This window comes from Pantoea sp. Mhis (assembly GCF_009830015.1).
Map to the genome: position 1 here is coordinate 1 of NZ_SZZX01000004.1, position 12,967 is coordinate 12,967.

Consider the following 12,967-nt stretch of genomic DNA (forward strand, 5'->3'; position numbering starts at 1 on the left):
TCGTAATTATCATGACAACGTACCCTTTACTATCTTCGATGAGACACTCCACAGCTTGTTTTACTTCCACAAAAACTTGAGCAGGAATTTGACGATCGTTCAAGATTTAGATCCACTTGATATTAGCCCAAAAACATAATTAGTTAACAATGTAATCGATACATGGTTGTTTTGGTACCCTCTTGAAAGAAACATAGCTTAACTCTTTGATCCGTTTCCATATCGCTGGTCGGGAAGAAGGATGTCATATCTCAAAAAAACCGAATCCTCCAAACATTTATTTAAAAAATCCATAATGAATTTCGGCTCAAAAGAAAAATTGAATGTGATCAAACTTTGTAAATAGTATCTTTATGACTAGTCCAGGCATTTACCGATATATTCCTTTGAGACATCACCGAAATTAAAAAAATAAAATATAGATATGACTAAAGGTAATTTTTGACTACTGACTGAAATATGAAAATTTAATTTCGAGTGGAAATTAAAGTAAATAAAGATGTGACATATTTGTCTAGAGAAATCAATTAATTTAAAGTTTATTTATATAATATATTATATATATTATATAAATTAATTATTAATTTTATCTATATATATTTTGAGCTATTTTTATTAAAATAATTTATATTTACATTATTTATAACATTTGCTCATTTATAAAAATGATACAATGAAGATTTAATTAAGTAGTGGTATATTATTATAATAATAAAATTGTATTATTATAATTAATCTTAATATTAAATAAGTAATGTAATTCATGTCTTAACTTAATGTACAAGTTTGTGCTTTACGTCTATAATTTATGACTTTTTCTAGGGTACGATGGCGTATTAATACATTTTTACCGCATGAGCGGAAATAAGTGGCTAACTGTTCAACTATATAGACCGATCGATGTTTACCTCCTGTACAACCAATAGCTACAGTAAGATAACTTCGATTATTGTTTTCTAACATAGGGAGCCAAATTTCTAAATAATTACGTGTTTGATAAATAAAATTGCGTACTTCATTGTGACAATCCATAAATGCTATGACTAGACGATTTAGACCTGTCATAGAACGCAATTTAGGATCCCAGTGAGGATTTGGAAGAAAACGTACATCAAAAACATAATCTGCATCCATAGGAATACCGTATTTAAAACCAAAAGATTCAAATACTATTGTAAGTTCACGTCCATGTTTACCCAATAAACGGGTACGTAATATTTCTGCTAATTTATGTACAGACATTTCTGATGTATCAATGATTAAATCTGCACGCGAACGAAGACATTTAAGTAAATTATTTTCTTCATCTATAGCATGTTCTAATGATAAAGTTTTACTAGAGAGTGGATGAAGTCGTCGCGTATCGCTATAACGACGGATGAGTGTTTTGCAATCAGCATCTAGAAATAGTAATTGCGGTGAATAAGAATTGGATAAATTATTAATTACTTTATCAAAGATTTCTGGTGATTCAGGCATGTTACGAACATCAATACTAACCGCCGCGGATATACTACGCTTCATTAAAGTATTTGCTAATTCAGGTAACATTTGTATTGGTAAATTATCAACACAATAGAAGCCCATATCTTCAAGTACACGCAGTGCAACTGATTTTCCTGAACCAGAGCGTCCGCTGACGATCATCATCACCATTGCATTTTCTCCATTTAAACCAGTATATAAATTCCGGTAAGAGCTTTTGTTTTCTGAGATTAGACTATTTATGATTCTGTAATAATTGCATAAAGTTCAGCATCATTTTGTGCTGCACGTAAATTTTTACAAACTGTTTTATCGGTTAAGCGTTTTGCGACTAGCGATAAAGTATGTAAATGTGTTTTGCATTGATTTGCTGGGACTAAAAGAGCAAATAATAAATCTACAGGTTGATTATCAACAGCGTTGAAAGCAATTGGTTGATCAAGACTAATTAGTACACCTACAGCACATAATCTATCCGTTTCTAATTTTCCATGAGGAATAGCTATACCATTCCCAATGCCAGTGCTACCCATACGTTCGCGAGTTAAAATTGCTTTAAAAAGTTTTTGATATGGTAAATTAATTTGCTTAGAAGCTAATTCACTAATAATTTCTAGTGCATGTTTTTTACTTTTACAGTGTATACCACTGCGAGTACAGTCCTGAGAAAGAACCGAGCTTAATTCTATCGTTAAATCGTTGTTCATATTTGTTTCACTTGCTAGTTTACATACTCAAAAGGATGATTCAATTTTATCGTAAAGCGAAAAATTGTAGTTTACCTAAAGTAGTTTGTACAGAATACAAATGGGGCGAATTAATCGCCCCATTTGTATTATTGTGATCCACAAACTGCATAGTACTCTGCAAACCTGCAGTAAGTTAGCATATTTTAGTGATTTAGTTTAATTACTTAATATTAAAAAATCTAAATAATTAACTGTATTATTTTTCATTTTTTTTTACATATATAGTGTATATATTATTAAAATTAGTATATGAATATTAATATTTATCTGAACTATTTTACTATTTTAGATTGAATATATATATATATATATTCAAATATGATACATATACTTAGAACCTTTAAAATATTTAAATAAATAATTTTTATTTAAAATGAATGTATTTTCATACACATTAATCAAATTTTTGATAAAATATAGCAATATTTATTTAAATATTTTTCAAAGATTATTTAAATAATTACATATAAAAATTTATTAAATACCAAAAAATATTTTGCTTATTCAAAATTTATATAGTATTTTCCTCATTAATACACATATGTGTCTATGTTTGTTTTGAATAGTTTATTAAGATTTAATTTAATTATGTGATGATTAAATTTAAAATCATATTAACGATATATTATATATTACTATATGTAATATATATGTATAAAATTAATCAATATATATTAAATTTCATAATTTAATATTAAATATAAATAATTTATAAAGTGAAATTTTCTCCTAAATACACGTGTTTTACTTCTTTATTTGAAAGAAGTAAGTTCGGTATACCTTGTGCTATCATAGAACCTTGATTAATAATATATGCTCGTTTACACACACTAAGAGTTTCTCTTACATTATGATCAGTTATTAAAATTCCTAAACCTTTACTACGCAATTGTTCAATAATTTTTTTAATATCTATTACTGATATTGGGTCAATTCCTGCAAAAGGTTCATCTAATAAAATAAATTTAGGATTAGCTGCTAGTGTACGAGCAATTTCTACCCTTCGACGTTCACCACCAGATAATGTTTGACCAATATTTTTAAAAAGATATGTAATATTAAACTCTTCCATTAATTCATTAGCAATAATTTTGCATTGTTTTTTATTTAAATCTTTACGTATCTCTAACACAGACATTAAATTATCATAAACACTCAAACGACGGAAAATAGATGACTCTTGTGGTAAATAACCAAGACCTAGACGTGCTCTTGCATATAGAGGTAAAAAACTGATATCTTCATTGTTAATACTAATTTGACCTTCATCATGAGCTACTATACCTATTACCATATAAAACGTTGTGCTTTTTCCCGATCCATTTGGACCAAGTAATCCAACTATTTCTCCACCCATTAATTTTAAAGTAATATTTTTTACTACACATCTACCTTTATAGGATTTTACTAGATTTTTAGCAATTAAAGTATTCATAGTAACAATTAATTAATATTGTCTATTTTAAAAATAAATGATTTGTTTTTTGTAATTGAGATGGAATTATTACAGTAGTAACTCGTTTTTTTTGATTTAGACTATATGCTTGTATTTTTTTTTCTTTTATTAAATACTTAATACGATCTCCCTTAATATAATTATTTTGCTTTTGAATAGATGCGTTCCCTATTAACTCGATAAAATTTTTAGCAGAATCATAGCTCAACTCATTAGTATTACCTATAATTATTTTACCATCGTTCTCTACCTGAGAGAATATCACTGGATTACCGTAAGCATGAATTGTTATTTTATTATTTTGATTATTTAGACGTAAAGCTACTACTTTTTGAGCAGAAATTTTAATTGAACCTTGAGTAACTATTACTTTTCCGTTAAAAATTGATATATTATTCTTCAGATCTATTAGTTGTTTTAGAGCTATTATATTAATAGGTTTATCTGTATCTCCTGTTAAAGCTAATATTGGTGAATTTATTATTAAAAGTATTATTGCTATAAATAATCTAAATTTATTTAACTTAATTTTCTTTTTCATAAGAACTTATCTTTTTTAAACAGAGTTTGCACGTTTTTTATACAAATATTTATCAAATATATTAGGAATTAAATATTGATCATAAAAAGTGATTTGATCGTTAGTAATTATTTGTTGTGTATTTAAATTAACTTGAACATTCTCAGTTTTAATATACTTAAGTTGTATATTCTTAATTAATGTATCTAATTCAACATGACCATAAAGATACAAGATATAATTTTTAGTTAATTTTCCTTTATCGGCATGTATGAACCAAGTTGGATTGTTATTTTTAACATATATAATCATATTTGGATGTTCGAACCAGGTTAATTCACTAGATGAAAAATAACTGATTTTATCTGACATTAATTTGTAATTTAAATGACCATAAGAGTCATACATCAAAGTTTTTATATGTTCACAGGTATAAGTAGGTGTATCATCATTAATGTTTATTGATATTTTATTATTATTTACATCAAATTTCCAAATAATAAATATTAAAGTTATAGAGAATAAAACTAAAATCAACCAAAGTTTACTTTCAATCATAATACTATCTCTTTATTGGATCAATTATATTAATTTTAAATTATAAAGATTTCTTTAATTATATTAATTTTAATAATAATTATTATTTTATAATTTTATATTACAGCGGCACGTAACATATCATGTAAATGTATTACTCCTAATAATTTATCATTATCATCAGATACCAATAAAGCATTTATATTTTTATTTTGTATTAAATTAAGTGCGTCAATAGCTAGCATATTTGGAGGTACTCTAATACCTCCATGCGTCATTACATCCTGAATAAAAGTTAGTGTAAAATCTATACCTAAGCTCAAAGCCCGACGTAGATCGCCGTCAGTAAAAATTCCTTCAATTTTCATAAAATGATCAACAATAACTGTTAATCCAAGTTTTTTGCGAGTGATTTCTAATAATGCATCACGTAATAAGGTATCACGTGTAACATGGGGAATATCTTGTCCACTATGCATAATGTCACTAACATGTAGTAATAATTTTTTACCTAATGCTCCACCAGGATGTGATAACGCAAAATCTTGCTGAGTAAAACCACGTGCTTCTAATAACGCTACAGCTAATGCATCACCCATTACTAATGTTGCCGCACTACTGCTAGTAGGAGATAGTCCAAGCGGACATGCTTCCTGCGGTACTTTTATACACAAATGTATATCGGAAGCTTGACCCATACTACTTTCTGGACGACTGGTAATACATATAAGTAGTATGTTTTGACGTTTTAGCATAGGAATTAGCATAAGTATTTCATTACATTCTCCACTATTAGATATTGCTACTACAATATCATTAGTGCTCACCATTCCCAAATCACCATGACACGCTTCTCCAGGGTGTACAAAAAACGCTGGAGTTCCAGTACTAGCTAAAGTTGCTGCTATTTTGCTACCAATATGTCCAGATTTTCCTATACCCATTATTATCACTTTGCCACAACAGGTCAGAATCATTTCACAAGCACGACTAAAATCTATATTTATATATTGATCGAGTTGTTCAATGCTTTCGTGCTCGATCCGTACTACTCTTTTACCTACTGATTGATAATCAAAATTTGATTGCTGATTCAACATGTTAAATTTGCCCTTAATACAGTGTTGACATTGAGATAAAATCAAAATTAACAGTATAAATGCAGTTAATATATAAATTATCATGAGAGAAATGTGTTAAGTAGTATATCTAATACTATAATAATTTTTATAGAGTAATCGTAGAGGTTGGTAGATAGCAGATTATTATCTATTTAGTGTAAAGTTTTATTAATTATGTGCAATATTTAAAATAATTATTGATATTATTAGACTCAATAAGTAATGATTATTTTTTTGCTTATTAAGCAATAAAATATTTTAAAAACTGCTGTATTAAAAATATTTTTGTTAACTTTATTTTTCATTCATTTATATTAAATAAATATATAGGACTACAACTATATAAACGTCTATTATAATACGAGTTAAATATAAAATAAATAATTTATAATCAATAAGTTTTATCTATGCAATTTAATTCATGTATATAATGTATGACCATGATTCATATTATTTTAATGATATTATATAATTAATTATATTGCATAAATCATTTACTTATTTAATAACCTATTGTTTTTCTATGAATTTATATTTATAAATAAACTATAAAAATAATAATATAAAATAAATCTCTATAAGAAAATAGCAGTGCTATAGTAATTCATACATAAACAATAGATAATTGCATATAAAGATCAATTTTATATAAAAATAAGTAGAAGAATAACATTCTAATACCATACATATTAATAGTTATATATTTATGATTTAGATCATAGATATAATATATTACGTTGAATAATAATTTCAATTCAAGCGTATTAATAAAGTGGAAACAAACTACAATCCAATTTTGTTATAAATACAAAACAAGTTTCTATAAAATTATTGTGTAATAAAATTTAGTCATTTAGCATTCATGTGTTTTATTTTGTAGTATAAAAATCGCTTGATATATCAAGAGGTAAATGATGATGGAGCAGCAAACGAATCTAGTAGAGGTTCGTAGCGTCAGTTTCTCACGCGGAGATCGTGTCATTTTCGACGATATTTCTCTAACAATTCCCATTGGGAAAGTAACTGCAATCATGGGGCCTTCTGGTACCGGCAAAACCACATTATTACGTCTAATTGGCGGTCAATTACATCCTGATAAAGGTGATATTTGGTTCCGTGGAAATAATATCACAGCTCTTTCGCGTAGTAAGTTATATGAAGTGCGCAAAAAAATGAGTATGTTATTGCAATCCGGTGCACTTTTTAGTGATTTTAATGTTTATGAAAATACCGCTTGGCCTTTACGAGAACATACAAAGTTACCAGAACCTCTATTACATAGCACAGTAATGATGAAATTGGAAGCAGTAGGTTTACGAGGAGCTGCTAAATTAGAACCTGCAGAACTTTCAGGGGGTATGGTACGTCGTGCTGCTTTAGCAAGAGCTATTGCATTGGAACCAGATTTAATCATGTTTGATGAGCCTTTTGTTGGACAAGACCCAATTACTATGGGTGTACTAGTAAAATTAATTAATGAATTGAATCATGCATTAGATGTAACTTGTATTGTAGTATCGCATGATGTACCTGAAGTGTTAAGTATAGCCGATCATGCTTATATTATAGCTAAACAAAATATTATTGCTCAAGGAAATGCAATAGAGTTATGGGAAAATCCAAATCCTCATGTGCGCCAATTTATTGAAGGACGTGCTGATGGTCCAGTATCATTTCGTTATGCTGCAGGTGATTACCTTAGCGATTTAATTCGTATAAGGAGAATCTAAATAGATGTTATTAGATATATTAGTCTTATTTGGTAATAAGGGTATTAAAATTTGTTCTGGTTTCGGTCGGGCAGGTTTAATGTTATTTCATTCATTAATAGGGAAACCTGCTTTTCGTAAACACTTATCATTAATAATTAAACATCTTTATGATATTGGAGTATTATCTTTATTAATCATCGGGATATCTGGATTATTTATTGGTATGGTTTTAGGATTACAAGGTTATTTAATATTAAGTACTTATAATATACAAAGTAGTTTAGGAATGTTAGTTGCAATTTCATTATTACGTGAACTTGGTCCGGTAGTTACTGCATTATTATTTATTGGTCGAGTAGGATCTGCATTAACAGCCGAAATAGGTTTAATGAAAACTACTGAACAACTTTCTAGTATGGAAATGATGGCAGTTGATCCTCTCCGTCGCGTAATATCACCGCGTTTTTGGGCTGGTTTTTTAAGTTTACCTTTGTTGGTAATGATATTTACTACTATGGGAATTATAGGAAGTATATTAATAGGTGTAAGTTGGAAGGGTGTTGATTTTGGTTTTTTTTGGTCTGAAATTCAGAATGCAGTAAATTTTCGTACTGATGTGGTCAACTGCATAATCAAAAGTATAATTTTTGCTATTGCAGCAAATTGGATAGCATTATTTAATGGTTATGATTCCATTCCAACTGCAGAAGGAATTAGTCAGGCAACAACACGTACAGTGGTACATGCTTCATTAGCTATACTTAGTTTAGATTTTGTATTGACAGCACTAATGTTTGGAAATTGATGTTATGCAAAGCAAAAAAAATGAAATATTGGTAGGTGTATTCATGTTAATAGCATTAGCTTCATTGCTATTTCTTAGCTTACGAGTTTCTAATCTCAAAGAGTTTAGCACTGAACTTACTTGGAAACTATATGCTACCTTTGATAATATTGGTACTTTAAAAATTAATTCACCTGTAAAGATTGGAGGAGTAGTTATTGGCCGTGTCATTAATATTACGTTAGATAAAAAATCTTTATTGCCATATGTCACTATGTCAATTAATAAAGCATATATAAATAAAATTCCAGATAATAGCTCTTTAGCAATTCGTACACAAGGATTATTAGGAGAACAATTTATAGCATTAAATTTGGGGTTTGATGGCCCTGAATTAGGTTCAAAAATGTTAAAAGATGGTGAAATATTACGTGATACTAAACCTACAATGGCATTTGAAGATCTTTTGGGTCAATTTCTTTATAAAAGCTGTAATAATAACGGTTAATAAAAAATCAAAAACATTTAGCATAATTATCATTTATAATAAAAGGTAAAAATTATGTTTAAATATTTATTAATGATTATTATGCTAGCACTTATACCTTTAACAGTTAAAGCTTTAGATAAAAATAATCCTTATAAATTAATGGAGGAAGTAGCCTTAAAAACATTTACTCGTTTGAAAGATGAGCAACTTAAAATTAAGCAAAATCCCAATTATTTACGTGATATAGTACGTGAAGAATTATTACCTTATGTACATATTAAATATGCTGGTGCACTAGTTCTTGGTCGTTGCTATGGTAAGGCAACACCATCACAACGTGCTGCTTACATTGCAGCTTTTGGTGATTATTTAGCACAGGTTTACGGACAGACTTTAGCATTGTATCATGGACAGACTTATAAAATTCAACCGGAGCAACCAATTGGTGATGCCAGAAATATAATAATTCGTGTAACTATATTTGGAATAAACGGACATCCACCAGTTCGTCTTGATTTTCAATGGCGTAAGAATACTCAAACAAACCGTTGGCAAACGTATGATATGGTAGCTGAAGGTATTAGCATGATCACTACAAAACAAAATGAATGGAGCAAATTACTTCGTACTAAAGGTATTGATGGTTTAACTGCTCAGTTAAAAACTTATTCTTCACAATCTATTACACTGGATATACCGTAATTATGAACAACAGAACATTACATTGGCAATGTACTTCTAGTAAATTAGTTCTAAGCGGTAAGCTAGATCGAGATACATTAATGGTATTATGGCAACAACGTAAAAGTATAATGACTAATATTAATACAATTGATGTTAGAGCATTAGAGAGAGTTGATTCAGCTGGTTTAGCATTGTTAGTGCATTTACGTGAAATAGTAAGAATGCAAGGTGATACACTAATCTTTACTGGTATTACTGATAAATTACAATCATTAATTATTCTTTATAATTTACAACAAATTATTGTTTCTGAAAAAGAAACAATATCATTATAATTTCTATTATAGATAAAATTAGAATCAAGTGAAAATAAACAATGGAAAATATTGAAGTGCAAGCTGTTTTAATGCGATCATTACCTTTACAAGCAGTACATGTAATAAGCAATGATAATAGTCATTTTCAAGTAATTGCGATAGGTGAAATATTTAATAATTTAAGTCGAGTAAAAAAACATCAAGCTGTATATGCACCACTAATAGAATATATTGCAGATAATCGTATTCATTCAGTATCTATCAAAACTTATACACCTGCTGAATGGGCACGTCATTGTATGTTAAATAGTTGATTACTTATAAGGTTAATACATAGACATAGAGCTAATAAATTATTAAGGCAGTTTCAATGGATAAATTTTGCATACAAGGTTCCACTAGCTTAAATGGAGAGGTAATTATTTCTGGAGCAAAAAATTCTGCTTTACCTATTTTATTTGCAACTCTTCTTTCAGAAGAATCTATAGAAATTCAGAATGTTCCTAAATTACTTGATATTTATACGACCATGAAACTGCTGCGGCAAATGGGTGCAGATATTGAACATAGTGATTCGATCCATATTAATACTTGTGCAGTTAATGTTTTTTGTGCACCATATGAACTGGTTAAAACAATGCGTGCTTCAATATGGGTTTTAGGTCCGTTAGTAGCTCGATTTGGACAAGGACAAGTTGCTTTACCAGGTGGATGTGCTATTGGTGCAAGGCCAGTAGATTTGCATCTTAAAGGACTTGAACAGTTAGGTGCTAAAATTAAATTAGAAGAGGGATATGTTAAAGCTTATGTTGATGGTCGTTTAAAAGGAGCACATATTATTATGGATAAGATTAGCGTAGGTGCAACAGTGACTATTATGACTGCAGCAACATTAGCTATTGGTATTACCGTTATTGAAAATGCAGCACGTGAACCAGAAATTGTTGATATAGCAAATTTTCTTATTGTTTTAGGAGCAAAAATTCATGGTGCAGGAACTGATAAAATCATTATTGAAGGCGTAAATAGCTTATCAGGAGGTGTCTATCGAATTTTACCAGATCGTATTGAAACGGGTACCTTTCTCGTAGCAGCTGCGATTTCTCGTGGTAAAGTGTTATGTCGAAATACTCAGCCAAAAATATTAGATTCTGTATTAACAAAATTACGTCATACTGGTGCAGATATTAAAATTGGTGAAGACTGGATTAGTCTTGATATGCATGGTCAGCGACCAAAAGCTGTCAATGTAAGTACTGCACCATATCCTGGTTTTCCTACAGATATGCAGGCACAGTTTACATTACTAAATTTAGTAGCAAAGGGAATAGGTATAATTACTGAAACGATTTTTGAAAATCGTTTTATGCATATTCCGGAACTTATTCGTATGGGTGCACATGCAGAAATTATAAATAATACAGTTATTTGTTACGGTGTAGAAAATCTTTGTGGTACTCAAGTAATGGCAACCGATTTACGTGCTTCTGCAAGTTTAGTATTAGCTGGTTGTATTGCGGAAGGAATAACTTTAGTGGATCGTATATATCATATTGACCGTGGTTATGAATGTATTCAAAATAAATTAAAAATGATTGGTGCAAAAATTACTCGAATAAGTATAAAAAATAATTTATGTCCTTAATAAAAGATCTAATAATATCTATTATATTTTTTAAAAATTTCATGATTTTTACTTATTTTGATAAATTGTCTCATATTGCCTAATAATTTAATTATTAATTTTTTATACTTCAAGTATTATTACTATTTTTTATAAAGACAAATTCATTCATACGTGAATTAATCATTTATTAATTATAATTATCATTATAAGAATTTTCTAACTTTAAAAATTATTATTGTGTACAGTTATTCTAATTAATATAACTGTAAATAATTCTATTGATATTAATAAAGATATAATTCTAGTAAAATTATGTATTTGCTTATTATTATAAATGCTAAAATAGATAACTAATGTTTTTAAATTATATTTAATGTGTTTATTACATTAATATTCGTAAATAATATACATATATTTAAATTATTGTACTGCATCATTAGTATATACATTTATTGAACATTTATGATAGTAGTCATATATAGTATATTAATTATTTGTATATATAAATCACTGATCAATCAACTAGATATATGTAATTGATTGATTAGAAATAATTTATTTATGCAATGCATCAAAAAGTTTTTTATTTTATATTAAAGAGTTGCATTACATTATTATGTAATAGTCAATATTCATAATTTACCTAATGAATAAATCATAGGATAACAAAAAAGCGGAGTTTTATATTTATGTACGCTGTTTTCCAAAGTGGTGGTAAACAACATAGAGTTAGCCCGGGTCAAACTATTCGTCTCGAAAAACTAAATATTGAAGCTGGTAAAATAATTAAGTTTAATCAAATTTTAATTATACAAAAAAATAATAACGTAATAATTGGTACCCCATTAATTTTAGGAGGGATAATTGAAGCTGAAGTCCTTGCTCATGGTCGTAATAAAAAAATAAGAATTGTTAAATTTCGTCGTCGTAAACATTATAGGAAACAAACAGGACACCGCCAGTGGTTCACTGATGTAAAAATTACTAGTATCAGTTTTGATACAGGAGATATGTTAAATGGCACATAAAAAAACTGGTGGTTCAACTCGTAACGGTCGCGATTCTCATTCTAAACGTTTGGGTATAAAACATTTTGGTGGTGAAAGAGTATTAGCAGGAACTATTATTATTCGTCAACGTGGTACTAAATTTCATGCTGGAAATAATATGGGATGTGGACGTGACCATACCTTGTTTGCTACAGCAAATGGAACTGTAAAGTTTGAGATAAAAGGTTTAAAAAACCGTAAATATATTAGTATTATTACTACAAAAAATATTTAAATACAATCGTATTTGAATGATAAATTAATATCTATGAAATCTATAGATTTTTGTATTATTTAAGAAATAGTTATTATGTAATAATGCTATTCATATATATTAACTATAATGCTTGTTGTAAATAATATAATAAAATTGATATTTATCAATTTTAGAAAATTATAAATATTTTATTTATAATCAATTATTATTAAAATTTAA

15 protein-coding genes are annotated in these 12,967 nt (G+C 28.3%); 9 read left to right on the forward strand and 6 right to left on the reverse strand.

Going from position 1 to position 12,967, the window contains the following annotated elements:
- Positions 1 to 768: 768 nt before the first annotated feature.
- The 6 genes from rapZ to kdsD form a co-directional block, all read right to left on the reverse strand.
- The gene (rapZ, locus tag FD727_RS01965) at positions 769 to 1,656 is read right to left on the reverse strand and encodes an RNase adapter RapZ (RefSeq protein WP_159938492.1); all 888 of its coding nucleotides are present in this window, start codon (positions 1,654 to 1,656) and stop codon (positions 769 to 771) included.
- A 68-nt stretch (positions 1,657 to 1,724) separates the two neighbouring features.
- On the reverse strand, positions 1,725 to 2,192 hold the full coding sequence (gene ptsN, locus FD727_RS01970; protein ID WP_159938493.1) for a PTS IIA-like nitrogen regulatory protein PtsN: 468 nt from the start codon (positions 2,190 to 2,192) through the stop codon (positions 1,725 to 1,727).
- 751 nt (positions 2,193 to 2,943) lie between these two features.
- Positions 2,944 to 3,669: an LPS export ABC transporter ATP-binding protein gene (lptB, locus tag FD727_RS01975; RefSeq protein WP_159938494.1), complete on the reverse strand. Its 726-nt coding sequence runs from the start codon at positions 3,667 to 3,669 to the stop codon at positions 2,944 to 2,946.
- A 22-nt stretch (positions 3,670 to 3,691) separates the two neighbouring features.
- A complete protein-coding gene (lptA, locus tag FD727_RS01980; protein ID WP_159938495.1) occupies positions 3,692 to 4,231 on the reverse strand; it encodes a lipopolysaccharide transport periplasmic protein LptA in 540 nt (179 codons plus the stop codon).
- A 15-nt stretch (positions 4,232 to 4,246) separates the two neighbouring features.
- Complete coding sequence (gene lptC / locus FD727_RS01985; protein ID WP_159938496.1) at positions 4,247 to 4,768, reverse strand: LPS export ABC transporter periplasmic protein LptC; 522 nt, start codon at positions 4,766 to 4,768, stop codon at positions 4,247 to 4,249.
- 95 nt (positions 4,769 to 4,863) lie between these two features.
- Positions 4,864 to 5,847, reverse strand: a complete 984-nt coding sequence (gene kdsD / locus FD727_RS01990) for an arabinose-5-phosphate isomerase KdsD (protein ID WP_159938497.1) — start codon at positions 5,845 to 5,847, stop codon at positions 4,864 to 4,866.
- Positions 5,848 to 6,782: 935 nt separating this feature from the next.
- Here kdsD and mlaF point away from each other — a divergent pair.
- The 9 genes from mlaF to rpmA all read left to right on the forward strand — a co-directional run bounded on the left by mlaF (position 6,783) and on the right by rpmA (position 12,766).
- The gene (gene mlaF / locus FD727_RS01995; protein ID WP_159938571.1) at positions 6,783 to 7,598 is read left to right on the forward strand and encodes a phospholipid ABC transporter ATP-binding protein MlaF; all 816 of its coding nucleotides are present in this window, start codon (positions 6,783 to 6,785) and stop codon (positions 7,596 to 7,598) included.
- Positions 7,599 to 7,602: 4 nt separating this feature from the next.
- Positions 7,603 to 8,385 carry a lipid asymmetry maintenance ABC transporter permease subunit MlaE gene (mlaE, locus tag FD727_RS02000; RefSeq protein WP_159938498.1) on the forward strand — a complete coding sequence of 261 codons (783 nt, stop codon included), beginning with the start codon at positions 7,603 to 7,605 and terminating at the stop codon, positions 8,383 to 8,385.
- Positions 8,386 to 8,389: 4 nt separating this feature from the next.
- Positions 8,390 to 8,872 carry an outer membrane lipid asymmetry maintenance protein MlaD gene (mlaD, locus tag FD727_RS02005; RefSeq protein WP_159938499.1) on the forward strand — a complete coding sequence of 161 codons (483 nt, stop codon included), beginning with the start codon at positions 8,390 to 8,392 and terminating at the stop codon, positions 8,870 to 8,872.
- A 54-nt stretch (positions 8,873 to 8,926) separates the two neighbouring features.
- Complete coding sequence (gene mlaC, locus FD727_RS02010; protein WP_159938500.1) at positions 8,927 to 9,556, forward strand: phospholipid-binding protein MlaC; 630 nt, start codon at positions 8,927 to 8,929, stop codon at positions 9,554 to 9,556.
- A gap of 2 nt (positions 9,557 to 9,558) precedes the next feature.
- The gene (gene mlaB, locus FD727_RS02015; RefSeq protein WP_159938501.1) at positions 9,559 to 9,873 is read left to right on the forward strand and encodes a lipid asymmetry maintenance protein MlaB; all 315 of its coding nucleotides are present in this window, start codon (positions 9,559 to 9,561) and stop codon (positions 9,871 to 9,873) included.
- Between the two features lie 41 nt (positions 9,874 to 9,914).
- Positions 9,915 to 10,169: a BolA family iron metabolism protein IbaG gene (ibaG, locus tag FD727_RS02020; protein WP_159938502.1), complete on the forward strand. Its 255-nt coding sequence runs from the start codon at positions 9,915 to 9,917 to the stop codon at positions 10,167 to 10,169.
- 56 nt (positions 10,170 to 10,225) lie between these two features.
- Positions 10,226 to 11,500, forward strand: coding sequence for a UDP-N-acetylglucosamine 1-carboxyvinyltransferase (murA, locus tag FD727_RS02025; RefSeq protein WP_159938503.1), 1,275 nt, complete (start codon positions 10,226 to 10,228; stop codon positions 11,498 to 11,500).
- 671 nt (positions 11,501 to 12,171) lie between these two features.
- On the forward strand, positions 12,172 to 12,510 hold the full coding sequence (gene rplU / locus FD727_RS02030) for a 50S ribosomal protein L21 (protein ID WP_159938504.1): 339 nt from the start codon (positions 12,172 to 12,174) through the stop codon (positions 12,508 to 12,510).
- Positions 12,500 to 12,766, forward strand: coding sequence for a 50S ribosomal protein L27 (gene rpmA, locus FD727_RS02035; RefSeq protein WP_159938505.1), 267 nt, complete (start codon positions 12,500 to 12,502; stop codon positions 12,764 to 12,766). The genes rplU and rpmA overlap by 11 nt, the downstream gene beginning before the upstream one ends.
- Positions 12,767 to 12,967: the final 201 nt, after the last annotated feature.